The sequence below is a fragment of the Corynebacterium freiburgense genome (assembly GCF_030408815.1).
Classification (GTDB): domain Bacteria; phylum Actinomycetota; class Actinomycetes; order Mycobacteriales; family Mycobacteriaceae; genus Corynebacterium; species Corynebacterium freiburgense.
The window spans coordinates 2,274,343-2,300,572 of record NZ_CP047355.1; the positions used below are offsets into that span (position 1 = coordinate 2,274,343).

The following is a 26,230-nucleotide window of genomic DNA, read 5'->3' on the forward strand; positions in this document are numbered from 1 at the left end:
GGGGCTTTTCCGCATTGTATTTCTAAGCCTTAACAAGAGTTTCGATGCCCTCGGGAATAAGAAAATAACTGAATTCAAGAAATCTGGCGTAGAGGTTCGCGAAGTAAAAAATTTACGGATTTAAAATTTAGTAGTCCCTCCAGTCAGCTTTTGTAATATAACTGCGAAACTAAAAATAGTCCTTTGATGCCAAACGCTCAGTTACCTTTCACCGGGTTAAATACACAACAACAGTTTCGAACAAACATAGCGCTGGCATGTCAGTCGACGAATCACCTTAAATACAGGGATCGTTGTGTATTCAGATAGGCCACAATATACCCCCTTTAGCAATTTTGCTGAATCGGATTTTTATTTACTTAAATACTTACATTGGCCGCCTACCCATACATATCCGCAGTTCTTCCATGCTTTTAGGCATTTTTTATTACAAAGGTCCGATGTCCTCACAAAAATTCCCTACCCCCACCCAAAACCTTACACAAGACTTTTTTTAGTCTAAATTTTATCTGTCAGCTACTCTTATCTTAATCACATAATTAGCACCCATTGTGTCAAATATTGCAGCCAAGGAGAGAGAATGAGCTCACCAAATCAACCACCGGGTTTTTCTGGAGAAAACGACGCTAACATGCAGCAATCACAAAACCCTTTTGCAGCATCGCCGCCAAATTTCTCCGCCAATGGACAGCCACAAGGCCCGATTGGTCAACCGCAATTCGGCCCCCAAGCTTTTCCTCAAAATTATCCTCAGATGGCACCTCAACCTAAGAAAAGTGGAGGCTGCTTTAAATGGGCGGCAATTATTATTGGTGCCTTTATCGCACTAATCGTTTTAGGTACCATTTTCGCTGTCGTTGCCTCGCAAGGGGGTTCGAATAAATCTTCTTCCGCACAATCCGGGGCGAGCCAAAGCAATCAAGCTGCTGAAGAAACTGGAAACGACCAACAAGGCTCAGATGGGAAGGATAGCAATACTGAACTGACGCTAGGATCAACATTCACAGGCCGAGAAGGACTCGAAGTTGGCGTTAATTCGTTCCAAATTGTCGAGGTTGAGTTCCTCGGACCACGCGCCTGCGCTGAAGTAACTTATGTAAATACCGGCGATAAGCAAGTTGATTTCCAGGGCTACTGGGATTGGACAATTCAAAATCCAAGCGGAGTAATTAGCGATCCAACCTATTCTGGGAAAAACGATCTTGAACATGGCAAACTCGCTCCTGGCGGTACCATCTCTGGAAACGTTTGCTTTGAAAATAGTGAGCCCGGCGAATATCTCCTGGTATACAAGCCGAAACTTGAACTGTTTTCTACCGATGAAGCGTCCTGGCGTGTAGGTATCTAAATTCCACAAGCGAAAAAAGAGGTGTCTTACCGCTGCCTCATCCAGATTCTGCAAACACTGTAGTTTAGCTGCTATCGCTAAGCCGCCCTTCGATAAGAATGGGCGGCTTTAAGCTAAAAACCACAGCGAACTAATTCGTACAGTAAAGCCTCTTGTCTAATCAGTATCCCGCACCACTGTTATTGCGATGGAGCCTGGTCCAGAGTGAATTGCCAGTACAGGTTCCATATCGATAATGGTGATATTTGGGGGCTCTTCGGTGGTGAGCGTTTCGGTAAGCATATCGCGCAGACGGCGTGCGGCTTCGCGAGCTTCGTGTTGTTGGAGCGTGATTTCTCCGGTTCCACCAGCCAGATTGGTTTTTACAAGATCGACTATTTTGGCGAATGCTTTGGCCTGGGTTCGGGTTTTACCGACTACTTCAAGTTTTCCGTCTTTAAGGTGCATGATCGGTTTGGTAGCAAGCGCTGTCGACATCAGAGCTGTGGCTGCGGATACTCTGCCTGATTTGCGTAGTTCGTCGATTCGGTGCACGTAGAGCCAGGTTTCCGCACGTTCAAGGATTTTGGTTGCGGCATCTGCACATGCTTCGAGGTTGCCGCCTGCTTGGGCACATGTGGCTGCGGCAATGGCAGCACTGCCAAGGCTCATACCAACGCTATTGGTATCTAGAACCCTAACCGTGTTTTCGAATATACCTGCGGCTGTTACCGCATTGGACCAGGTTGCGGAAAGTTCTTTTGATATATGCAGGGCGACGACGCCGTCATCGCCGCCGCGTTCGAGTTGGCGCGCGTAGCAGGCAACAAGTTCAAGGGGATTGAGCCCGGCGGTGGTTCGATCATCACCACGATTCATAATGTGCAGATCAATAACGGTGATATCGAATACTGTTGCGATTTCGGCGGGTAGGCAGGATGAGGAATCTGTGACTATACGGACGGCCACGGCGGGACTCCCTTTACACGCTATTTATCAAGTTCAAGACCTAGTGCTACACCCATGTTCCAACCATCAAGGTACCACTGGGCGTCATGGATATTTTCTTCGGTAAAACGGGCATCAGGAACTATCGGCTGACCATCAGCTCCTAGAGTTTCTGGGTGGAACCTAGGGCGAGCGGTAAGTCTTCCCCAACAGGTGTTTTTTAGCCCGGAAAACATAATAAACTCTTCATTGGTAGTCATGCCGAGCAGGCTGGCAACAAGCGCACTAATAGTGCCACCGTGAGCTACCAATAGCACCGTTTTGTCTTCCCATTCAGGGAACTTAACCATCATTTCATCGATTACTTCACGGGCCCGGGCCGCTACTTGCAATCGAGTTTCACCGCCTGGAGGCGCCCAAGTTACATCGTGGCGCCAACGGGCACGAGCACCTGGATATTGCGCATCAACCTCTTGATGGCTCTTACCTTGCCATTCCCCGAGGTTGGTTTCACGCAACCGGGAATCGGTGATCACCGGGACGTCGATAAGCTTACTTACAATAAGCGCGGTGTCGTGGGCGCGGCTAAGGTCGGAGGACAAAATCGCACGAATAGGGCGTTGCGAAAGATAGCGGGCAGCATTGTGCGCCTGTTCGATTCCAAAGTCGCTAAGCTTGGTGTCCAGCTGCCCCTGCATACGCTTAGACGCGTTGTATTCGGTCTGCCCATGGCGCAGCAAAATAAGGCGTCTCACAATTCATCCATATCTGGCTCTTGATCCGCAAGTGGGATCTGATCGATGGAGGAAACATTGCGAACGTCAACATCGCGTTCCCAAGCCTTGGGGCGAACTGGAGTTTCAATCCCCTCAATATCAATCAGTGGGCAATCTCGCCACAAACGATCCAACGCATAGAATTCACGTTCCTCTTTGCGCTGAATATGGATAACAATATCGCCGTAATCAAGCAGCGCCCAACGCCCCTCCCGAACACCTTCACGACGCACCGGCTTAGCCCCAAGCTCACGCAACTTTTCTTCGACCTCGTCCACAATTGCGCTCACTTGACGCTCATTATCAGCCGAGGCAATGACAAAACAATCCGTAATCACCATCTGGTCCGAAACATCAATTACCGCAATTTCTTGGGCAAGCTTCTCATCCGCAGCCAACGCCGCAGCCCGAGCTAATGAAAGAGAAAAATCAGAAGCAGTCACACTAGTCCTTATAATCCTTGGGTTCCGATCAAGTCTCCCATAGAACGTAAGGTTTAAGCTACTTATTGCTCTATTGGTCACCTGACCCTAGGCTTGCCGACATCCCATTCGTCGGCCAATCCTGATACAAACAATGCTTCGCAATATACTGCACTACGCCATCAGGAACGAGATACCACACCGGACGACCAGCAGCGGAACGCAACCGACAATCCGTAGAAGAAATCGCCATAGCCGGAATCTCAATCAAAGAAACTTTTGAACTTTGCTGCAAGGGCAAATCATGGGAAAGTTCATAGCCAGGCCGAGTAACCCCCACAAAGTGAGCCAGTTCAAACATTTCTTCCCAGTTGTGCCAAGTGACAATCTGCGCCAAAGCATCCGAGCCGGTAATAAAAAACAGCTCCGCATCCGGGTACACCTTCCGCAGATCATGCAATGTATCCACAGTATATGTTTGCCCCCCGCGATTAATATCAACCCGGCTCACTTGAAAACGAGGATTAGAAGCCGTGGCTATTACTGTCATAAGGTACCGATGTTCCGCTGGCGATACCCGACGGTGTGACTTCTGCCAAGGCTGACCTGTTGGGACAAAGACTACGAGATCCAGCTCAAACTGATCCGCCACTTCAGATCCCGCCACTAAGTGACCATTATGGATTGGATCGAATGTGCCACCCATGATCCCAATCCGCTGGGGATTCTGCGAAACACACTCCAGGGCAGTCTTGGAATTGGAATTGGGGACCATTTCAGTGGAGGACATGGCAAAGATTGTACCGCTAGAGCTTGGGAAGAAAGACTCCTTATATGCCATTAGTGGGAATATTGTTTTATTTCCATAAATAGTGTCGCCAAAAACACCAATTGGGCACAACATGGTGTAATCGGCGACAAACCCCACGTAACCCTTAGCCCGCAAGATATCCCCTGCTTAACGCAACCAGGGTTGATTGCCACTTAGCAACGCCACCGCGAGCCCCACCAGCCAAAGTGAAGCCCCACCAGCCAAAGTGAAGCCCCACCAGCCCCACCCGCACCAGCTGTGCTTGAACTGCATCAGAGTCGTGGTTAGCTAATCCATATAAGGTAGGCAGTACTAAGTCCGAGAAATACTCCGAGGGGCAAACTTGCGCAAATCCATGTGGCTACAAGGCCGCCGAGCCGTTGTTTTCCTAGGAACCCTGGGTAAATGCCGCCAAGGAACACTCCAAATAGGGCGGCCACCAGGATAAAGTCTTGGGACGGGGCGCTCGCATTAATAAGGAGTCGAATAAAGTGCCACGCCAGGATTCCTATAACGGTAATGCCGGTGAGCACCGTGAAGATTTGGATGCCTTGGCGTGTTGGTTCGTTTGTCTGGTATTGCGCTGGCATTTGTCTTCCTTCCCCTTGGGGTGCAGGCAGCCTTCACCGTAGCGCGATTGAGAGTGTAAAGCTATAGAATTTATTAAACTTTTAGGGCCTTGTATGCCCATTGCCAGTTAGGATCCACTTAGTAGAGGTGAGTTCGGGAAGAGCCATAGGGCCACGAGCGTGGAGTTTTTGAGTAGAGATTCCGATTTCTGCTCCAAATCCGTATTGCTCACCGTCAGTCCAAGCCGTGGATGCATTAATCATTACGGCTGCGGAATCAACAGCAGTGGCGAATGTTTGGGCAGTTTGGATATTGCGTGTGGCAATGCCTTCGGTATGTCCCGAGCTCCAACGGGCTATGTGTTCGATGGCGCCTTGGACGCCGTCTACTTCAGCAAGGGCGATATCCATCGAGAGGTATTCAGTAGCCCAGTCTTCTTCTGTAGCTTCGATATCACAGCCAAGTGTTTCCACATCACCGTGGACAGTGACCCCCGCGGCCTGAAGGGCAGCTACAACGCTGCGCTTTGCGACGTCGTCAAGCTTAGTGTCCAGCAGCACAGTTTCGGTAGCATTGCATACGCTGACGCGACGGGTTTTGCCATTAAGAAGCATGGAAATCGCCTGATCCAGATCGCAATCATGGTCAATATAAAAGTGGCAATTACCTACACCAGTTTCAATGGTAGGAACGGTAGCGTTTGTAACCACAGCTTCGATAAGTTTCGCGCCACCTCGGGGAATCACCAGATCAACAAGGCCGCGGGCAGTAATAAGATCTTGCACACTATCGTGAGTTTCGCAAGGTAAAAGCTGGACCGCAGCGGCAGGTAAGCCATGAGCTACAAGTGTTTCCTGCAGAATTTCCACTAGTACCGTGTTCGAATGGCGGGCAGATTTAGAGCCGCGTAATAATGCAACGTTTCCAGATTTTAGGGCCAGCCCAAAAGCATCCACAGTTACATTTGGGCGTGCCTCATACACCATGCCCATTACCCCCAGGGGTACCCGAACCTGTTGCATCCGAATCCCATTGGGCAATGTCTTTCCGGAAAGGACGTCCCCTACCGGATCGGGCAGTGCGGCAACTTGACGCAATCCGCCAGCAATGCCGGCAATACGTTCCTGAGATAAAGCCAGACGATCGATAAAAGATTCGGGATAGCCAGCGGCGCGACCATCCTGAATATCCTGAGCATTCGCCGTTAAAATGCGCGTGGCCTGCTGTTCGAGCGCATCAGCAGCGGCAAGTAACACGCGATTCTTTGCATCGGTGGTTAACATCGCTATATTTCGGGCTACTTCTTTGGCCGCGCGTGCTAATGCTAGGACTTGTTCTCGTTCGTTTTCTCGGGCACTATTCATGCGCACAAGTGTAGCTTGACCCCCAAAACTTATGGTTCGCAGATACGCTATACACATAAACACTAGAAAGGTTTAAAGCGATGCGTGCCTTGCCCCTTATCTTGGCGTGTGGAATTTCACTCGCCGCATTCAGCCTTAGCGCCACCCCAGCCTCAGCAGAAAAACTGGACACTACCTTCCAGAAGCTGACCCAAATTGAATTCTCCCACGAAACATTTCAAACCCGGCATGGGCACCAATGCACGCTCAAAGACAATACATTAGAATGCCGCGACGGCGATCAGCGCTGGAAAATTGCTGATAATAAAATCGAGCAGATTCGTGACCGTAATAGAACAGACACACCAAATAGAAAAGACGCACCAGCTGAAGGTCCGCAGCCAGCATTCTTGCCAGCAGGGGCAAAAATCAAACACGATAGTATTGAATGCGGTGTGACCGATAAGGAATTTATATGCGCCACCGGTGGTGGGAAAACTTGGCTAAAAAGCACGGAATCCGCTCTAGAAACCAATAGTGGTGAGTTATATCAACGTAAAGACCCCCCAAAAGAAACTGGTGGAGTCTCCGCAACATTTGGCGGGAAAAAGGGCCATAAATTCACATTAACCAGCCTCGATGCGCCAGGGGACCAGATTGCGTGTTTTATTCCGGAACATGCGGACCTAGAAAAGGATCCAGAATTCATTACCTGCGGCACAAAAACCGCTGCGGGACTTGCGGGACAATTCCGGATCGGGGCAGAACTCTATGATCTTGGCACCGCCCAACCGCTTGCCCCATTTGCTGATACCCCTTCCCCACGTCCGATTGAGGTCCGCCGTGGCGATGTGCATTGTAACGGCGAAAATGCCGCATTGATTTGCCAAACTCCACTTGGGGAATTTCAAATAACCGCGCAACAAGCTGGATTTGACCACATTCAACCGTTCCAGCTTCCACAGGCCGAGAAGGACCAGCCAGAACCAGAACCACAACCGTAGTGTTTAGGCGCGGGAAGCAAAGTCGCTGAGATAATCCGCGTGGACCACCGGCTTGTGCATCCCCGCCGGTAATTCGGATGTATGCTTGCCTAGCATCCAGCCAAGGAGTTGGGAATCATAATTGACTTCCCCACGCCCAATAATCTGCCCACCTGGCCCCATAATTTCCACGATTTCACCAGCCTGGAATTCCCCTTCAACACTGGTAATTCCTACCGCAAGCAGTGATTTGCCGCCGCTGGTTACGGCAGTAACCGCCCCGGCGTCGATACGCAATGTGCCTGCGACATCTGCAGCATATAATGCCCAGAATTTCCATGCGGACAACCGATTTTCTTTGGGATAAAACACGGTGCCGACGTCCGCAGGCCCCAAAGCCGCAGCAATATTGTCGGCAGAGGTCAGCAATACTGGAATTCCACAACGCGATGCCAACCGAGCCGCTGACACTTTCGAAGCCATACCGCCTGTACCAACCACACCCCCATCACCCGCAATCACACCTTTAAGGTCATTGCCATCGCGAACTTCTGCAATAAACTGCGCATCTGGTTCCGCAGGGTTTTTATTATAGAGCCCGTCAACATCAGAGAGCAGCACCAATGCATCCGCACTCACAAGGTGGGCAACAATGGCAGCCAGGCGATCATTATCACCAAAACGCATTTCCGTTGTAGCGACCGTATCGTTCTCATTTACTATTGGGACTGCACGAAGCTGACGTAACCGATCAATTGTTCGCTGCGCGTTTCGGGCCCGGTCACGACGCCCCGCATCCCCAGCCGTTAGCAGCACTTGCCCCGTCACCCGACCATACCGACCAAAACTACGGCCCCACTCATGCGCCAAATGTACTTGCCCTACGCTCGCTGCCGCCTGTTTTGTTGCCAGATCCGCAGGGCGCTGAGTGAGGCCCAGTGGTGCCATGCCCGCAGCAATCGAACCCGAAGACACCACAATCACATCAGAACCGCGCCCCATCCGCGCTTGCAGCGCATCGACCAAAGCATCGATCCGCGCTGGATCAACCGTAAAATCCGACCCCGTAAGCGAAGAGGATCCGACTTTTACCACCACCCGCTTCGCTTGAGCAATGCCCTCACGTAAACTCGCCGGCGTGCCATTCGCCGCCTTTTTCGCGGGCTGATCTGGCAAATACGGCGTCAATGGCAGCATAGAACTCATGGGGTACATGGTAATCCCGGTGCTGCGCCGACGCACAAAATTAGCCCTGCCAGCGCTCACGATCGGCGACCTGACCATCGCCATAATCGAACTCATCTATCAAACCGCGGCGTACCTGCGAAGCACGTTTACGTTCCGCCGCCGAGGCCCTGCCGGTGCGTTCAAGGCGCGCATCCGTACCCCTGCCCGTTAGTGGCGTATCGACGCCCGCGACGGTCATTGGCTCCCACTCAAAGGAAATATCGCCAATAGTAACTGTGCAACCTTCTTCCGCACCGGCTTTAAGCAATGCGTCTTCCACACCTAATTTGGCCAACCGATCACCGAGGTATCCGACCGCCTCATCATTTTCAAAATCAGTTTGGCGAATCCAACGCTCGACCTTTTCACCACGAACAATAAATCCACCTGGGATTTCCGGATCGGCTTCAATAACGAAATCCCGCTTACCGTCCACGGCCTTCGGGCGAACAATCATTCGCTTTTCAGCTTTTTGCTTAGGCTGCTTCCGGCGATGCTCCGCCACAATTTCCATTAACTTATACTTCAGCGGATCTAATCCTTGGCGAGCAACCGTGGAGATAATAAAAACCGGCCAACCGTATTTTTCTTCCAGTTCCTCCAGCAGAAATTCCGCTAGTTCCTTCGCCTCTGGAATATCTGCCTTATTTAAAATAATAACCCGAGGGCGATCCTTTAAATCCCCCAAACCCGTATCCGAATCCAACGCCGACTGATACGCGGCAAGCTCAGCTTCCAGGGCGTCGATATCTGAAATGGGGTCCCTACCAGGCTCCAATGTCGCAACATCCACAACATGCGCTAACACCGCAGTTCGCTCTATATGACGTAGGAAATCCAACCCCAAACCCTTACCCTCCGAAGCACCCGGAATCAGCCCCGGCACATCGGCAATAGTAAATGTGTCATGCCCAACATTCACTACGCCAAGGTTTGGCTGCAATGTAGTAAAAGGATAATCCGCAATCTTCGGTCGGGCTGCCGACAAAACAGATACCAATGAAGACTTCCCCGCCGAAGGAAAACCAACCAATCCCACATCGGCCATTGACTTTAACTCAAGCACAATATCATGCTGTTCACCCGGTTCGCCCTTTAATGCGAACCCAGGCGCCTTCCGAGCACGGCTCGCCAAAGCAGCATTCCCCAAACCACCATGACCACCCGCAGCAGCAATAAATTGCGTACCAATAGCCGTTAAATCCGCAAGCACTTCCCCCTGCTTATTTAGCACCACCGTGCCAGCCGGAACCTGCAATACAAGGTTTTCACCTCGAGCACCGTTTCGATGATCACCAGCACCATTACCGCCACGCTGCGCTTTAATATGCGGCCGGAAATGGAAATCCAACAGCGTATGAACCTGCGGACTCACCTCAAGAATAATATCCCCGCCATGACCACCATTACCGCCATCTGGACCACCCAATGGCTTGTACTTCTCCCGATGAACCGAAGCACAGCCATTACCGCCATCGCCAGCCATAAGGTGCAGTACAACGCGGTCAACAAAACGAGACATTATTTTCCCTACAAGTCAACAAAACAAAAACAAGGCTAAAAAGAAAGCCCACAATAAGCTGCAGCGCCAAATACAAAGTGCCTCATACTATCATTACATCGCGCAAAAAACATACTCAAAACAATGCACACACTGGCAAGTACTAACCCGAAAGTGCCTCCGGAAACTCGAGTATTGTCCGCGAACTCGGACGCCACAATAAAATACGCTGCCGCAAAAACGGCAAAAGCGCCCGATATTCGGCTAGCCAACGCGCCAATTCCTCCTCAGAGGCGAACGCCCACTCGTTTTCGGCCCAACGCTTTAATTGTTCAGGCAAAGCAGGCAATGTCCCCGACCAGAACCCCACCTCCAAAACATATCCCTGCTTATTACCCGTTCGAAACAGATTAATACGCTGACCAAACGGCGCAAGTGGACCAATACAAAGAAAGTCACTTTGCGCGGCAATGCGTGCATGCTTATGCACCCAAAGATCCCCATGCAATTCGGCCCGACCCCGCACCCACGCATTCCCCGCCACCCGAGTAAAACCTGAAACTACCGCGTCCTCAAAAACCTTGGCGGCGTCGAAAACTTCAGCTTTCCCAAGCACATGCGCACACCCATACACCTCTGCATTCCCATACACCACAGCGTCCTCCCCCACCTTCGCATTTCCATAAACCTGCGCACCACCACAAACCCAAGCATCCCCATACACCAAAGCATTTTCATACACTTTTGCATTGCCATACACCTCAGCCTCATCCGCCACCCAAGCAGAACCGCCAAGCGAAGCACTACCCTCCACCCAGCCACCGAGGTCACCACGCTTCACCCCATGCTGCGGCAAATTCTTTAACGCCCGAATACGGTACAACCTATGCCCAAAACGATCGAAACTCTGACTGGTACACATATAGTGCTTCTGCATTTTTTACCTGCGCAATTTCCCAACAGCAATATTGCCAAACCCCAAAGACCGTTCCATCGTAGGCACACAACACCAAACTCAGGGATGGAAATAACAAACTTGGGAACGTAGCGCCCCCAGTCAGGTACCCCTACGAATAGGTTTGCTTGAAGAAATATGGTGTACTCGAATGCTCTCGAATTCACTTGAACGGCACGGCTGTGCCGGATTGGTGTGGTGCCGGATTGGTGTGGTGCCGGATTGATTGCGGAGGTTTGGGGTGTGGGGTTGGGGGCGGTGAACTGGAGGGAATATGGTGGCGGCTCATGACGGCGGCTCGGGGCGACACAAAGGGCGAGATGGTGCTGTTCATTTCCCCCATCCGGGGCTGGGTTGTCGCCAAATACACCATCTTGCGTCCAATTGGTGTAAAAAGCGTCACCGAACAGCCTCTGGCGCTATAATTTTGTCGCCAAACACACCGATTGCGCACAAGATGGTGTACTAAACGACAATCCCCAGGTAACCAGCATTGCGCAACTAATCTGCGCGAGGCCCAAGCCCAGCCCACCTAACACAACCCCGTACAGTTCATGCCGGATTGGTGTGGCGCCGGATTGGTGTGGTACCTCGAAGAAATAAAGGGTTCGGCGAGGGCGCCTTGAACCGAGGTTTCCCCGATTGGTACAAAATGTAGAACTTTTTTGAAAACCCCTCCATTTTGTACCATCGAGCTAAATCTGACCTGGGGCTTTGTGAAGCGTCGTGATACAAAAGTCCCAAGTTTTTTAAAAACTCCTACAAATTGTTTCACTCATTATTTTAACATAAATAACGGCTAGTTTTATCACCCCCTCAGCGCCCTCACCCCCGTCGGCCCTCCCCCACTGGCCTTCAACCCCCAACCTACATGTCGCATACAACCTAAGACACAACAACGCCGCCCTAGTTTAAAAACTAGAGCGGCGCCACCATAACCAGATGCTACAAGCGCACTGCTACAGCGATTTGTTACGCAGAAGCTACTTCGTTTTCTACGATATTGACGGTGCGACGGTTGCGCTTAGTGGAGAATTTCACGGCGCCTGCCTTGAGAGCGAAGAGGGTATCATCGCCGCCGCGGCCTACGTTTTCACCTGGGTGGAATTTGGTGCCACGCTGACGGATCAGAATTTCGCCGGCCTTGACTTGCTGGCCACCGAATCGCTTAACGCCAAGGCGTTTTGACTCGGAATCGCGACCGTTATTTGAGCTTGATGCGCCCTTCTTGTGTGCCATTGTCTATTTCCCTCCTTTGGAAAATATTGTGAGCCTGCCGGCTACTAGTTGGAGATTCCGGTGATTTTTACAACGGTCAGGGGCTGACGGTGACCCTGGCGCTTTTTGTAACCGGTCTTGTTCTTGTATTTAAGGATACGGATCTTCGGGCCTTTTACGTGCTCGACGATCTCGGCTTTGACGCTCACCTTGGCGAGTTTGTCGGCGGTGGAAGTTACGTCGGCGCCATCGACGAGCAGAACCGGGGTGAGAGCCACGGATGCACCCGGCTCACCCTCGATCTTCTCGACCTTAACGAGGTCACCTTCGGCAACCTTGTACTGCTTGCCGCCGGTCTTGACGATCGCGTACATAGGAGGGCTACCCCTTTATCTATAAACTCGGATCAGGCACCGCGCTTCAAACAAGCAGTGGCCTGAATTAACTTTCTTACTGCATTTGAGTTTCTTAGTGGAGTATAGACTCCACCTGAAACTGCGACTTTCGAAGCCTACCCCTTGCAGGGTGTAAACACCAAACTGCCTAGTTCGAACGGAAGGCTTTTCGAACAACACGACGTCGTCCGCGCCCGGTTCGAACTTGGGTTGAAGTGCTTTCTTTGGCTGGTTTTTCGGCACGCACAGGCGCCGCAGCGCTCATTGAGCGGCGGACTGCACGGCGTCGTCCCTTACGAATAGAAGTTTCAATAACCTCAAGGTGCTCAACAACCGCTTCATCGCGCTGCTTTTTTGCTACTCGACGCCGCCCACGCCGCGGTTTTTCGACAGTATCCGTATGCTCGGACTCAGCAGGCTTTTCAAAATCGCTGGGCTCTGGGCGTCGATCAGAACGGGAGTTCCCGCGGGTGGCGCGTTTACGTCGCGGAGAAGCCTCAAATTCGGCAATAGCATCCTCATAGGTTTGCTGCGCGGCGGGTTGTTCTTCCTCAGTAATCACTACGGCTGCGGCGAGCTCTTCTATGGTTGGTTTCTTCTCTTCCGCCTGGTGCCGGTGCATTACAGTGGCGGCCGGGTGTTCCCCAATTGGCTGCGCGTGCGGAACTGGCTTTTCTTGTTTTTGGTGCTTGTCCAGCTTTTTGCGGGATGGCGGACGAACTTCTTGGTATTCCACGGGATCGTCATGAAGGATTATGCCGCGACCTTCGCAGAACTCACATTCGGTGGAGAAGGTTTCCAGCAGACCCGTTCCTAAGCGTTTACGAGTCATTTGGACAAGCCCTAGCGAAGTTACTTCGGAAATCTGGTGGCGAGTGCGGTCCCTCCCAAGAGCTTCAGTTAATCGCCGCAATACCAGGTCTTGGTTTTCCGGCAAGACCATATCGATAAAGTCCACGACAACCATACCGCCCATATCTCTCAAACGCATTTGGCGGACGATTTCTTCAGCAGCTTCAAGGTTATTTCGGGTAACGGTTTCCTCGAGGTTTCCACCAGACCCTGTGAACTTTCCGGTATTGACATCAATTACGGTCATTGCTTCGGTGTGGTCAATAACCAGCGTGCCACCGGAAGGCAACCATACTTTCCGGGAAAGCGCCTTAGCGAGCTGTTCATCAATACGATAATGCTCAAATACATTTGCGCCGTCGTGGGCTTCAGGCTGATAACGCTCAAGGCGAGGTAAAAGGTCTGGAGCAACTGATCGCACATACGAATGAACGGTTTTCCAGGCGCGGTCGCCTTCAACAATAAGCCGGGTAAAGTCCTCATTAAATAGATCGCGAACAACTTTCACCAGCATGTCGGGCTCTTCATACATGGTGATTGGTTTCGCCCCTTTGGAGTTTTTCTCCTCCTCTGTGCGTTCGGCAATATGTTCCCAAATAGCGTGGAGGCGTTGGACATCCGCGGCGATTTCCTGCTCACTTACGCCTTCGGCAGCAGTACGAATAATCGCACCGCCTTCTTCCGGCAGAATGTCTTTAAGGATTTCCTTAAGGCGACGCCGCTCTGTTTCTGGTAGTTTCCGGGAAATACCGGCGCTATGCCCATGCGGTACATACACCAGAAACCTGCCGGCCAGCGAAATTTGAGTAGATAACCGAGCCCCTTTATGGCCCGCTGGGTCTTTAGTAACCTGCACTAGCACTTGATCGCCAGATTTGAGTGCTTGTTCGATACGACGAGCGCGACCACCGAGGCCTGCCGCACGCCAATCCACCTCACCGGCATACAGCACCCCATTGCGACCTTTTCCAATATCAATAAACGCGGCTTCCATGCTTGGCAGCACGTTTTGTACGCGGCCAAGATAGATATTTCCGACCATTGTGGTTTGGGATTCTGAGGTCACGAAATGCTCAACAAGCAGGTCATCTTCGAGCACACCAACTTGGGTAATTAGCCCTGGATGATCTTCGCGTTGTTTTTCACGCACCACCATTGAGCGCTCAACGGATTCCCGGCGCGCCAGAAATTCCGCTTCACTTACAATGTGGCGCTTTTTGCGATTTTCTTCCCGACGGTCCGCGCGGCGCCTCCGCTGTGCCTCCAAGCGAGTCGAACCTTTAATCGCTACGGGGTCTTGTGTTTGTTCAACTTCCGCAACCTCAACAACCTCAGTAGCACCCCGACCGCGGCCTTTTCCACGCCGGCCGCGGCGCTTCCGGCGTGCTCCTTCATCAATCTCTTCAGGTTCTTCGCTTATCGACGGCGCGGGGACTACTGACGCTGCCTCATCCTCCGGCGCCATAAAAATAGGCGTTACAAATGACGGGCTGGTAGATGGCGCGGGAGTGATTTCTGAAACCACATCTTCCAGCAATTCCGCTTGTTGTTCCTCTTGCACAGCGGCCGCAAAATCCTCTAGTTGCTGATCTACTTTTTGTTCGATCTGACGGATTTCATTGGCCACATTTTTTTCCACGCGATGGCGCAGTTTATCCTGATCTTCTTGCGGCTGCTCTTCTGCCGGAATCATTGCATCAAGCAAAAGATTTGCTTCTGCAACACTCAATGTCGATTGCGCGACCTTTACAAATCCCAATCGATCAAGCTCAAGCACCAATGTTCGGGACGGTACACCAAGCATTTTTGCTAAGGCATGTACCCGTGTTTTCGTTTCCAACTTGGAACGATCAAAATTCTTTAATTTATCTTCAGTGGTGTCAGCCACCGTTTCTCCTTTAGCCACGCATGCAAAAATCCCCGGGCGCGAGGCACACAAACCTTATTCGCGAGCCGCACAGGGAATGAACTTTTTAAAGCTTCACGCGAGATGTAGACCACCTCGCCTCAACTATTGTTTCATACTGCACCGCCAATGCCGTGTTCAATACACCCCAGTACACAAACCAACCCCATTTAGGTGCCCGCTTCTAGGGCTTTTACACTGTTCCCCAACACGCCGAAAACGCCCCTTTCCCATATCAAGCGAAAAGGAGCGTTCGATTTTTTCACCTACAGCAGGCCCGCAGGTTTGGAAATTCCATTTAAAGGTTTGGGAACCAGATAGCGATTTCACGTTCTGCCGACTCTGGGGAATCAGAGCCATGGACAACATTCGTGGCAACTTCCAAAGCGAAATCACCGCGAATGGTGCCTGGAGTTGCTTTGCCAACTGGGTCAGTGCCACCGGCGAGCTGCCGCCATGCTTCAATTGCGCGCGGACCTTCTACAACACCCGCAACCAATGGTGCGGAGGTAATAAACTCTACAAGCTCACCGAAAAATGGCTTATCTACATGTTCTGCATAATGCTTTTCTGCGGTTTCTTTATCTGCAACGCGCAGATCCATGGCGGTGATCTTTAGGCCTTTGCGCTCGATGCGGGAGATTACTTCACCGATCAGGCCGCGTTCAACACCATCTGGCTTAATCAAAATCAGGGTACGTTCAGTCATATTTCATAACCATACCTTGAAGTTTTTCAGGGTGGAGTTTGCCAGCAGGGAATTCACCAAAGTGGACAATTTACATTTAAAGATTCGCCAAGGCGACTAGAGACACAAAGGCTACTCCGCAGGCACGATAGCCCATATGTAACGCAAGTAACAATAGCTCGCTATTGGTGAATCACTACACCATAGGCGTTGCGGTAAAGGAGCTACAGATATGGCTATCGAGCGTAAAAAGAACTTTATTAATAATGAATTCTGCGAAGCCCATGGAACCCAAGAACTCCCCCTTATCAGCCCGGTAACAGAGGAAACAATCGGAATCAGCCCAGTCTCCGATGAGTCCGATATCAATCAAGCCATCGAGGCGGCCGAAAAAGCCTTTGCTACATGGCGCAACACCACGCCTGGCGAACGCCAAAAATACCTTCTAGACCTCGCCGACGGTATCGAAGAACACGCAGACGAACTCGCTCGAATCCAATGCGAAGAAACCGGCCAGATTATCGCAATGGTCAAAGAGGAAGAAGTTCTAGCAGGCGCAAATCAAATGCGGTTTTTCGCTGGCGCGGCTCGAATGCTACACGGTTTATCAACCGGTGAATATATGGAAGGGCACACATCTTCCATTCGGCGGGAACCTCTTGGAGTGATCGCTCAAGTAGCTCCTTGGAACTACCCACTTATGATGGCGTTTTGGAAACTTGGCCCCGCACTTGCTGCAGGCAATACTGTAGTACTTAAACCCTCCGACACCACGCCCAGCTCAACATTAAAGCTCGCCGAAATCATTGCCGACGTCCTGCCACCTGGAGTGGTCAATTTCGTACTCGGCGACGCATCGACCGGCGCTACCCTTATTGCTCACCCGACTGTTCGCATGGCAGCAATAACCGGTTCCGTCCCAGCCGGACGCGCCGTCGGCCGCTCAGCTGGTGAAAACCTCAAACGCAGCCACCTTGAACTCGGCGGCAAAGCACCAGTCATTGTCTGCGCAGATGCTGATCTTCCTAATGCTGCCGAAAATATCGCCGCAACTGGCATTTTCAATGCTGGACAGGACTGTACAGCCGCCACCAGAATCCTTGTGGAATCCAATTGTGCCGATGAATTTATCCAATTACTTGTACAGGAAGTGCAAAAACTCCGCCCAGGCGCACCAGATGACCCAGCGGCATTCTACGGTTCGCTTAATAATGCGAAGCACTTTGACAAGGTCCGGAAAGTACTAGCGGAGCTTCCACCGCACGCCAAAATCCTTACCGGTGGCAATCGGGTTGGTAGTAAAGGTTTCTATTTGGAGCCAACAGTTATTACTGGTTTACGCCAAGACGATAACGAAATCCAGGAAGAAATTTTCGGACCAGTACTCACTGTACAAACATTTGAAACACTCGATGATGCTCTTACCAAGGCAAATGATGTTTCCTATGGCCTTGCCTCGTCGATATGGACCACCAACCTCAATGCCTCCGAACGCGCCAGCCGTGAACTCGAGTTCGGATGCGTATGGGTGAATTGCCATATTCCACTGGTTGCAGAAATGCCGCACGGCGGCTTTAAAGATTCTGGCTATGGCAAAGATCTCTCCCTTTACAGCGTTGAAGAATATACCCGCATTAAGCACGTTATGGTCGCCCACTAAATCAAGGAAGAACCCTGATGAATCAACCAAACCATATTGTTGATGTCGCTATTGTTGGCGCAGGTCCTGCAGGTTTATCCGCTGCCTACCAATTACAGAAACAAGACATTACATTCCATATTCTGGAAGCCCGGGAACGTGTCGGTGGACGCACCGAAAGCGATGTGCGCGGCGGCGGATGGTTTGAGATAGGCGGCCAGTGGGTTTCTCCGGACCAAACCGAACTCATTGCACTTCTCGAAGAACTCCGACTTGAAACATACCAACGGTACCGTGAAGGCGATTCAATTTATGTGGCGCCAAATGGCGAAGTACGGCGATATCAAGGCGAAATTTTCCCTTGCGCACCCGAAACCCAACGGGAAATAGAACGCCTTATCGGCATTCTTGATGGCCTTACAGCAGATATGAATCCTGCGGCACCCTGGGATCATCCGCTGGCCAGAACCCTTGACACCGTAAGTTTCCAACATTGGCTCGAACAACAATCCGACGATAAGGAAGCCCGTAATAATATTGGCCTTTTTATCGCAGGCGGCATGCTCACCAAACCAGCACATGCGTTCTCCGCGCTGCAAGCCGTGCATATGGCGGCGTCTGCTGGCAGCTTCTCCAACCTTGTCAATGAGGACTTTATTCTCGACGCCCGCGTTGTTGGCGGTATGCAAAAAGTTTCGCTTGAACTCGCAGAAAGGATTGGTAGCGAGCATATTATGCTCGGGACTCCTGTTCGAACGATCGATTATTCCAATCCTGACTATGTGACCGTTTACGGCGACCACAATACGTCAGTTCAAGCCAAATTCGTGATTCTTGCGGTCCCCCCAACCCTGTATCATCGCATCAGCTATGTCCCTGCAATGCCACGACTACAGCATGTAATGCATCAGCATCAATCCATGGGCCTAGTAATTAAAGTTCATGCCACCTATGACACACCATTCTGGCGTGAAAAAGGCTTATCGGGTACGTGCTTTTCCAGCTCACATTTGGTGCAAGAGATTTACGATAATACTAGTTACGGCGATCAACGCGGCACTCTTGTTGGCTTTGTTTCCGATGAAAAAGCCGATGAAATGTTCCAACTCAGTGCGGACGATCGTAGGGCCGCGATTTTGGCGGCAATGTCCGTCATGTTAGGCGAAGAAACCAAACACCCTATTGCCTACTACGAGTCTGATTGGGGTTCGGAGGAATGGACACGCGGTGCCTATGCAGCTTCCTACGATCTCGGCGGTCTTAGCCGTTTTGGTAAATACCAATATGATCCCGTTGATCGAATTCACTTTGCATGTTCCGATATTGCAGGTGAGGGCTACCAGCATGTTGATGGTGCCGTTCGAATGGGCCGCCAAGTAGCCGAAACTCTTGCCACCTTGGTTCGGGAGCGCCAATGAAATGCGTTGTCGGCTATGAAGCCACTCCCACGGGCATTGATGCCCTCACCGCAGGCATTGATCTTGCCCGTTGCTTGCACCTCGAATTGGTAATTGTCCTAGTACTGCGGCATCACAATGAATTTTCCCGCGAATATCCACCCACAGGTGCCACCAATGACATTTTAATCCGCCAAGGTTTCACATGGTTAGAAGGGGCGCTATCCATGATTCCTGATGATGTTTCGGCGAGTGGTCACCTAGTATCCGCGGCGTCGACAAGTGAAGGACTGGTGCGCGCAGCACAGAACGCAGGTGCGGATCTCATTGTGGTGGGGGCTGCGTCTACAAGCCCATTAAAACGCCATCGGTTAGGGTCGGTTGCACAAGATCTCCTCTATGGGGCACCAGTACCTGTGGCACTTGCACCACGCGGTCACCGCAGCACCAAAATAGAACGTTTGAACTGTGCTGTGGGAACCAGGCCGGGATCGAATTCGCTAGTGGCGGCGGGTTTACATTTAGCCGAGCATTCAGGGCTTCCGCTGCGGCTTGTGGCATTGACCTACGAACCAGAAACGGCGGCTGCACACACCGAAGCTGTACTCAAACAGGCAATCGATGAAACGGGTATTGATTTGCCTGTAGAAATCACCCTTGGGGAAGGAGAAAAGGTTTCGGAGGCGGTAGAAAGCGTCGGTTGGCGGCAAAGCGATTTGCTCTTTGTTGGGTCTTCCCGAGTTGCTGAACCACGCACCGTTTTTCTTGGCGCGGTGTCTATGAAAATACTTCGTGAACTGGATGTTCCCATGATTGTAGTGCCACGTGATTACACCATTAATCCGGGAGGTTCACCATGAGTGACTCCGTTATTCAAAAGGGCCTTTCCAGTAATTCAGTTGGCTTGGTCGCCGCTGCCGTTATTGGCATTAGTTGCATTGCACCTGCGTACACTCTTTCGGGTGCACTAGGACCTACCGCCAGCGAAGTTGGCAGACATATGCCGGCGATATTTTTGGTTGGTTTTATTCCAATGTTTTTGGTAGCGATCGGATACCGGGAATTGAATTCTTCAATGCCGGATTCTGGAACGACGTTTACATGGGCCACACGCGCATTCGGACCTGTAATTGGATGGCTAGGCGGTTGGGGGTTACTCGCCGCAACGGTACTAGTACTTTCAAATTTGGCTGGAATCGCCGTTTCATTCTTCTATCTTTTACTCGCCCAAATTTTTGGAAAACCAGAACTTGCGGACCTGGCTAATAATACCGCAATCAATGTAGCAACGTGCTTCGTATTTATTGTGGTTGCTGCATATATTTCCTATCGGGGAATGGACACTACAAAGTCACTGCAATATGTGCTTGTTGGCTTTCAATTAGTAGTACTCGTACTGTTTAGCTGCATGGCATTGTATAAAGCCAATACTGGCCAAGCATTTGATGCAACCGAAATTTCTTTGGAATGGTTAAACCCATTTGGTGTAGAAAGTTTCTCGGCATTTGCAGCGGGTATTGCATTATCGGTGTTTATTTATTGGGGCTGGGATGTTGTGCTCACTATGAGTGAGGAAACTGAAGGATCCAATACCACCCCTGGGCGGGCCGCCACAACCACTATTTTGGTTATCGTATTCTTGTACCAACTGATTGCGTTTTCTACAGTAGCGTTTGCGGGTACAAGTGACGGCCGCTATGGGCTTGGTAACCAAGCAATTCAAGCGAATATTTTTGCTGAATTAGCAGGACCAGTAATGGGACCGTTAGCAATTTTAATGTCATTGGCAGTGCTTGGTTCCTCTGCAGCATCATTGCAATCCACGTTTATTAGCCCGGCACGCACTTTGCTTGCAATGGGATATTACAAGGCCTTGCCAAAACACTTCGCACATATCTCCCCTAAGCACCAAACACCCGATGTGGCTACATGGACAGCCGCAGGTATTTCCTTTGTGTTTTATGCAGTCATGCGCGTCATTAGCGAGGCTGTCCTATGGGATACCATTACGGCGTTGGGCATGATGGTGTGCTTTTACTATGCAATCACAGCGTTCGCCTGTGTCTGGTATTTCCGGAAAGAAAGCACACGAAGCTTTAAAACGTTTATAACGCAGTTACTGTGTCCACTTATTGGTGGATTACTGCTATTGGTGTTCTTTGTACAAACTTCCTATGACGCAATGGACCCAGATTATGGTTCTGGATCATCTCTGTTTGGTATTGGTTTAGTGTTTGTACTCGGTGTTGTTGTGTTGTGTAGCGGAATACTTGTTTTAGCTATTACCTGGGTACGCAATCCGGCATTTTTCCAAAGCAAAGGGCTACGGCGCGGTCTTCCCACTGATAATGTGCTTGTGCTGAATGAAAGCACAGATATCAGTGTGTTTGACCATCCCGCAGCCCAGGAAGCCAATATTGGTAGAGATTAAGTATGTTGTGTGGTTAGTAGTCCGCGTTTCATGCGTTCAATAAGATTGCGTCGAAGGTGGATGATGTACCACCACACAGCGATAAAAATCAATGCCATAACGCCCATTGATGGGTGCACAACAAAACCCACGAGTGCAAATACTTGCAGAAATAGATTGGCGCTCATTGCCCATGGTTGGCGTTGCATAAATGCAACCAGGAACATAGCTACACCAACCGCAGTCACATATACCCAGTTAAACGTGGTCCAATAAATACCATTATCTATTCGTGCTATTACAGTCAGTACCAGCAGAATCGAAATAGACTCCATAACAAGGGTACCGGCCATAACGCCACGCAACCCTTTCATGGGGTCTTTTTCAGGGGCATGTCCAGGTCCTAATGGACCATATTCTGGTTCTTTCGGAGTTACGGATTCACTCATGCTGGATCCTTTCCAAATAGGGTGCGGGCTTCACCCGCTGTCACTACGGAACCAGTAATAACCACACCAGATCCGGATACGGTTTCACCATAGTCCGAAACTTCTTCTGCTAGCGACACTCCCAACGCCACCGCACTCGGCAAGTCAGAAGCACTATGGACTCGTTCTTCACCAAAAATTTCTTGAGCAATCGCAACAAGGTCATCAGTATGCATCGCGCGTGGCGACGTCGTGTGCGTGCAAACAACCTCAGTAAGATACGGTTCCAATTCCGTCAACACACCTCGCGCGTCCTTATCGGCAAGTACCGCTATAACCCCAATCAGACGTCGGAAATCAAAATCCCTTTCGAGGGCAGCACCGAGCGCCCGGGCGCCGTGAGGATTATGCGCGGCGTCGATAAATACGGTTGGTGTGGCCCGCACACGCTCCAACCGACCTGGCGACTGGACCGTTGCAAACCCTTGGCGCACAGTTTCAATATCGAGGGTTCGACCACTACCAGCACCGAAAAAAGCTTCGACGGCCGCGAGCGCGCAAGCAGCATTACGTGCCTGGTGTTCACCAGAAAGCGGCAAAAAGATATCTTCGTACACACCACCCAAACCCTTAAGGGTGAGTTGTTGCCCACCAACCGCAATACGAGATTCCACCACGCCAAATTCCGAACCGGCCCTGGCTACTGCTGCATCCACAGCGATTGCTTGCTCCAAAATCACCCGAAGGGCTTCAGGCTCTTGTTCGGCAATAATCGCCACGTTATCCGGCGGCGAAAGCAAATCCGAAACATCCCAGCGGGACTTAATAATCCCCGACTTCTCGCCAGCAATGTCCGCTAATGAGTTCCCTAAATAGTCCGTGTGGTCGAGTCCCACAGGGGTAATCACCGCAACATCTGCATTCACCACATTTGTGGCATCCCAACGACCGCCCATACCAACCTCAACGACCGCGACCTCAACTGGGGCATCAGCAAAAGCCGCATAGGCCATGGCAGTAAGCACTTCAAACTTACTCATTTTGGGGCCACCATTTGCCTCTGACCGAGCATCCACCATTTCCACATAGGGCTGAATCTCACGCCAAATTCGCACATAGTCACGAGGGTGTAATGGCACTCCATCAATGGAAATTCGTTCCGTAACCAATTGCAGGTGTGGACTGGTCGTGCGTCCGGTACGCCGATGAAATGCCCGCATAAGCGACTCAACCATGCGCACTGTTGAGGTCTTGCCATTTGTTCCAGCAATATGGATAACCGGGAACGATCGCTCGGGATTACCCAAAAGGTCCATAAGCATTTCCATACGCTCTAATGTCGGATCGATTTTCACCTCCGACCAGCGTTGATCCAATTCCGCTTCCACAATGGCAAGTTCGTGCAAATCCTCGGCAGTGACTTCCAAAGATGGTGGCGCTACCGGGGCGTCGTTTAGCGGAAGTGTTAAACCATCCTCATCAAACGAAAGCATTATCCCAACTCCGCAAGACGCGCTGTAATCCTTGTAAATTCTTCCTGAGCAACTTGCTGTCGCTCACGAATCTTCGCTACCACAGCCTCCGGAGCTTTCGAAAGAAACGCCGCATTATCCAGTTTCTTCGCGGTGGTATCCAATTCCTTTTGTGCAGCCGCAAGTTCCTTTTCCAAACGCTTACGTTCCGCTGCAACATCGATTGTCCCCGAGGTATCCAATTCCACCACAATTGTGGCCTGGCTTAGTCGAACCTCAATCGACGCCGAAGGCGTGAAATCTGAGCCAGGTTCCTCAACCCGCACCAAAGCATGCACAATTTCTCGCTGACCTTGTAAGTCCGCAGCTTGAAAATCAAGCCGTGCTGGAACCTTTTGGGATGGCTTTACGCCCTGGTCAGAACGGAAACGGCGAATTTCAGTAACCAGCTTTACAAGGTCTTTAATCCGGCGCTCTGCCTGCACATCAGATTGTTGTTCCGCCCGAGCTACCGGCCAATCAGCAACTACGAGCGACTCTCCGTCTGTAAGTGCACGCCATAAAGTTTCCGTAACAAATGGCATCGCGGGGTGCAGCAGACGCAAAAGATTATCAAGCACATGCCCAAGCACGATTCGGGTATATGCCCCACGTTGCAACTCCTGTTTGGAAGCCGACGCAGGATCACGAGGAATCTGTACCTTTGCAATCTCCAAATACCAGTCACAGAATTCACCCCAAGCAAACTGGTAAAGCGCCTCATTCGCCTTAGCAAACTGGTACCGATCCAAACAATCATCCACCAATTCGCGTACAGATTCGAGGCGGTCCAGAATCCAACGGTCGGCGTCAGTAAGCTCCTTTAACGGCGGCAACTTTCCAACCTCAGCACCATTCATTAATGCGAAACGAGTCGCATTAAAAAGCTTTGTGGCAAAATTCCGGGAGCTTTGCGCAGCATCCTCACCCACAGGCAAATCCACGCCTGGATTCGCACCACGAGCCAAAGTGAACCGTAAAGCATCCGCGCCATAACGTTCCACCCAATCCATCGGATCAATACCATTGCCCAAGGATTTGCTCATCTTCCGGCCTTTTTCATCCCGTAAAAGACCATGCAAATACAGATCCTTAAACGGAATCTGTGGCCGACCATCTGGGGTAGTCCCCAAAGGAGAATTAGGTAACGACGCCGCGAACGTGCCAAACATCATCATACGCGCCACCCAGAAAAACAGGATGTCATACCCGGTGATAAGCACCGAAGTTGGATAGAACTTCGCCATATCCTCGGTAGCGTCTGGCCAACCCATAGTAGAAAATGGCCATAGCGCAGAAGAAAACCAAGTATCCAAAACATCTGGATCCTGCACATACCCCTCTGGTGCCTGATCATCAGGGCCAACGCATACCACTTCCCCATTCGGTCCATACCAAATCGGAATACGATGCCCCCACCACAATTGGCGAGAAATCGTCCAATCGTGCATATTATCCACCCAGTCAAAATAGCGAGGCTCCAAAGACTGAGGATGAATAGTAGTGTCGCCTTTACGGATTGCATCACCCGCCATAGCTGCCAAGCGCTCCACTTTAACGAACCACTGTTCGGAAAGACGTGGTTCGATCGGTTCCTTCGAACGTTCGGAATGGCCAACAGAATGCAAATACGGGCGTTTTTCCGCAACAATACGTCCCTGCGCCGCCAAAGCTTCACGGACTTTCACCCGTGCTTCAAAACGATCCATCCCATCGAACTCGGTACCAGTGCCGGCAATATGACCGGTGGTATCCATAATGTTCGGCATATCCAAGTTGTGCCGCAAACCAAGCGCATAATCATTCGGATCATGGGCTGGGGTAATCTTTACCGCGCCAGTACCAAATTCTGGATCAACATAATCATCCGCAACCACAATCAATTGGCGATCCGGAATAAACGGATGCGGCAAGGTAGTTCCAATAAGCCCGGTATAGCGGGAATCTTCCGGATGCACCGCTACCGCGACGTCGCCAAGCATCGTTTCTACGCGGGTAGTAGCCACAACCACATGGGGTTCGGCATCGTCTAAAGAACCATAACGAATGGAAACTAACTCGCCCTCAACGTCTTTATAGACCACCTCAATATCAGAAACGGCAGTTTCCAAAACCGGAGACCAATTCACAAGCCTGTTCGCACGATAAATAAGCCCCTGATCAAATAATTCCTTAAAAATAGTTTGCACAGCGCGCGAAAGACCCTGATCAAGCGTAAAGCGTTCACGTGACCAATCGACAGAATCACCGATAGCGCGCATCTGGCTACTAATATGCCCGCCATAATCACGCTTCCACTGCCAAACTTTTTCCACAAATTCTTCGCGCGAATAATCGAAACGGTCCTTCCCCTCCGTTTCCTTAAGCATCGCCTCTACTTTCGTTTGTGTTGCAATCCCAGCATGATCCATGCCCGGCAACCACAACACCTCAAAGCCCTGCATACGCTTACGGCGCGCAAGTGAATCCATAAGCACATGGTCCAGCGCATGCCCCATATGTAATTTGCCGGTCACATTCGGCGGCGGCAAAACAATAGAAAACGCAGGCTTCTCCGACGCAGCATCCGCAGTAAAATAACCACGACGAACCCACTCTTCATATAACGAAGACTCAACAGCCTTTGGGTCCCAGCTTGCGGGCAATTTATCAGCGCGATTCAAATTAGTCACCCCTCTATCTTAGAGAGTCACTTAGCAACCACCTATCCGTGGGGTTTTCTGCCGGATATATATGGCTCAGGTTTTGGCTTTGCTCTGGTTTCGAAGCGGATTGGTGCGGGCGCGTGTTGGTTTTGTGAGCGTGAGGCGTGTTGGTTTTGTGAGCGTGGATGCAGGCAGATTTACGTTTGCTCGTGGCGGGAAAGGCAGATTTAACATCGCGCACGATGCGTCTGTGCGTTTCTCTAGTTCGGACTACCCTT

At 50.9% G+C, this 26,230-nt stretch carries 22 protein-coding genes; 6 read left to right on the forward strand and 16 right to left on the reverse strand.

The features are described 5' to 3' along the window. Positions 1-580 precede the first annotated feature (580 nt). Positions 581-1,348, forward strand: coding sequence for a DUF4352 domain-containing protein (locus tag CFREI_RS10220; RefSeq protein WP_051255774.1), 768 nt, complete (start codon positions 581-583; stop codon positions 1,346-1,348). Positions 1,349-1,504: 156 nt separating this feature from the next. On the opposite strand, the gene CFREI_RS10225 is transcribed toward CFREI_RS10220, so the two are convergent. The 6 genes from CFREI_RS10225 to CFREI_RS10250 all read right to left on the reverse strand — a co-directional run bounded on the left by CFREI_RS10225 (position 1,505) and on the right by CFREI_RS10250 (position 6,218). Next, positions 1,505-2,296 carry a DegV family protein gene (locus CFREI_RS10225; protein WP_027011718.1) on the reverse strand — a complete coding sequence of 264 codons (792 nt, stop codon included), beginning with the start codon at positions 2,294-2,296 and terminating at the stop codon, positions 1,505-1,507. Between the two features lie 20 nt (positions 2,297-2,316). Continuing rightward, positions 2,317-3,033, reverse strand: coding sequence for a histidine phosphatase family protein (locus CFREI_RS10230; RefSeq protein ID WP_027011717.1), 717 nt, complete (start codon positions 3,031-3,033; stop codon positions 2,317-2,319). After that, on the reverse strand, positions 3,027-3,494 hold the full coding sequence (gene rsfS, locus CFREI_RS10235; protein ID WP_027011716.1) for a ribosome silencing factor: 468 nt from the start codon (positions 3,492-3,494) through the stop codon (positions 3,027-3,029). The genes CFREI_RS10230 and rsfS overlap by 7 nt, the downstream gene beginning before the upstream one ends. Positions 3,495-3,564: 70 nt before the next feature. Continuing rightward, positions 3,565-4,248: a nicotinate-nucleotide adenylyltransferase gene (gene nadD / locus CFREI_RS10240; protein ID WP_051255895.1), complete on the reverse strand. Its 684-nt coding sequence runs from the start codon at positions 4,246-4,248 to the stop codon at positions 3,565-3,567. A gap of 320 nt (positions 4,249-4,568) precedes the next feature. After that, on the reverse strand, positions 4,569-4,874 hold the full coding sequence (locus tag CFREI_RS10245) for a hypothetical protein (RefSeq protein WP_027011715.1): 306 nt from the start codon (positions 4,872-4,874) through the stop codon (positions 4,569-4,571). Positions 4,875-4,955: 81 nt separating this feature from the next. Beyond that, a complete protein-coding gene (locus CFREI_RS10250; RefSeq protein ID WP_027011714.1) occupies positions 4,956-6,218 on the reverse strand; it encodes a glutamate-5-semialdehyde dehydrogenase in 1,263 nt (420 codons plus the stop codon). 80 nt (positions 6,219-6,298) lie between these two features. Between CFREI_RS10250 and CFREI_RS10255 the strand changes: the two genes are divergently transcribed. Beyond that, positions 6,299-7,201 (forward strand): hypothetical protein, encoded by a 903-nt coding sequence (locus CFREI_RS10255; RefSeq protein WP_027011713.1) that lies wholly within the window; start codon positions 6,299-6,301, stop codon positions 7,199-7,201. A 3-nt stretch (positions 7,202-7,204) separates the two neighbouring features. On the opposite strand, the gene proB is transcribed toward CFREI_RS10255, so the two are convergent. The 7 genes from proB to ndk all read right to left on the reverse strand — a co-directional run bounded on the left by proB (position 7,205) and on the right by ndk (position 15,943). Continuing rightward, the gene (gene proB, locus CFREI_RS10260) at positions 7,205-8,386 is read right to left on the reverse strand and encodes a glutamate 5-kinase (RefSeq protein ID WP_420834523.1); all 1,182 of its coding nucleotides are present in this window, start codon (positions 8,384-8,386) and stop codon (positions 7,205-7,207) included. A gap of 40 nt (positions 8,387-8,426) precedes the next feature. Further along, positions 8,427-9,929 carry a GTPase ObgE gene (obgE, locus tag CFREI_RS10265; RefSeq protein WP_027011711.1) on the reverse strand — a complete coding sequence of 501 codons (1,503 nt, stop codon included), beginning with the start codon at positions 9,927-9,929 and terminating at the stop codon, positions 8,427-8,429. Between the two features lie 142 nt (positions 9,930-10,071). Further along, positions 10,072-10,845, reverse strand: coding sequence for an LbetaH domain-containing protein (locus CFREI_RS10270; RefSeq protein ID WP_051255773.1), 774 nt, complete (start codon positions 10,843-10,845; stop codon positions 10,072-10,074). A 990-nt stretch (positions 10,846-11,835) separates the two neighbouring features. Then, positions 11,836-12,102, reverse strand: a complete 267-nt coding sequence (rpmA, locus tag CFREI_RS10275; RefSeq protein ID WP_027011710.1) for a 50S ribosomal protein L27 — start codon at positions 12,100-12,102, stop codon at positions 11,836-11,838. A 44-nt stretch (positions 12,103-12,146) separates the two neighbouring features. Further along, the gene (gene rplU / locus CFREI_RS10280) at positions 12,147-12,455 is read right to left on the reverse strand and encodes a 50S ribosomal protein L21 (protein WP_027011709.1); all 309 of its coding nucleotides are present in this window, start codon (positions 12,453-12,455) and stop codon (positions 12,147-12,149) included. A 169-nt stretch (positions 12,456-12,624) separates the two neighbouring features. Continuing rightward, entirely contained in the window at positions 12,625-15,168 is a 2,544-nt protein-coding gene (locus CFREI_RS10285; protein WP_240483191.1) for a translation initiation factor IF-2 N-terminal domain-containing protein, read from the reverse strand. A gap of 364 nt (positions 15,169-15,532) precedes the next feature. Continuing rightward, on the reverse strand, positions 15,533-15,943 hold the full coding sequence (ndk, locus tag CFREI_RS10290) for a nucleoside-diphosphate kinase (protein WP_027011708.1): 411 nt from the start codon (positions 15,941-15,943) through the stop codon (positions 15,533-15,535). 211 nt (positions 15,944-16,154) lie between these two features. Between ndk and CFREI_RS10295 the strand changes: the two genes are divergently transcribed. The 4 genes from CFREI_RS10295 to CFREI_RS10310 are packed head-to-tail and all read left to right on the forward strand — an operon-like array spanning position 16,155 to position 21,389. After that, entirely contained in the window at positions 16,155-17,582 is a 1,428-nt protein-coding gene (locus CFREI_RS10295) for a gamma-aminobutyraldehyde dehydrogenase (RefSeq protein ID WP_027011707.1), read from the forward strand. 17 nt (positions 17,583-17,599) lie between these two features. After that, complete coding sequence (locus CFREI_RS10300; RefSeq protein ID WP_035111292.1) at positions 17,600-18,979, forward strand: flavin monoamine oxidase family protein; 1,380 nt, start codon at positions 17,600-17,602, stop codon at positions 18,977-18,979. Next, a complete protein-coding gene (locus CFREI_RS10305) occupies positions 18,976-19,818 on the forward strand; it encodes a universal stress protein (RefSeq protein WP_027011705.1) in 843 nt (280 codons plus the stop codon). Before CFREI_RS10300 ends, CFREI_RS10305 begins: the two co-directional genes overlap by 4 nt. After that, positions 19,815-21,389, forward strand: coding sequence for an APC family permease (locus CFREI_RS10310; protein WP_051255772.1), 1,575 nt, complete (start codon positions 19,815-19,817; stop codon positions 21,387-21,389). Before CFREI_RS10305 ends, CFREI_RS10310 begins: the two co-directional genes overlap by 4 nt. On the opposite strand, the gene CFREI_RS10315 is transcribed toward CFREI_RS10310, so the two are convergent. Genes CFREI_RS10315 through CFREI_RS10325 form a run of 3 tightly spaced genes read right to left on the reverse strand, consistent with a single transcriptional unit; the run spans position 21,386 to position 25,979 of the window. Then, positions 21,386-21,817, reverse strand: coding sequence for a DUF4233 domain-containing protein (locus CFREI_RS10315; RefSeq protein WP_027011704.1), 432 nt, complete (start codon positions 21,815-21,817; stop codon positions 21,386-21,388). The two genes, CFREI_RS10310 and CFREI_RS10315, sit on opposite strands and share 4 nt — an antisense overlap. Beyond that, on the reverse strand, positions 21,814-23,289 hold the full coding sequence (folC, locus tag CFREI_RS10320) for a bifunctional tetrahydrofolate synthase/dihydrofolate synthase (RefSeq protein WP_027011703.1): 1,476 nt from the start codon (positions 23,287-23,289) through the stop codon (positions 21,814-21,816). The genes CFREI_RS10315 and folC overlap by 4 nt, the downstream gene beginning before the upstream one ends. Next, positions 23,289-25,979 (reverse strand): valine--tRNA ligase, encoded by a 2,691-nt coding sequence (locus tag CFREI_RS10325; protein WP_027011702.1) that lies wholly within the window; start codon positions 25,977-25,979, stop codon positions 23,289-23,291. The genes folC and CFREI_RS10325 overlap by 1 nt, the downstream gene beginning before the upstream one ends. Between the last annotated feature and the right edge of the window lie 251 nt (positions 25,980-26,230).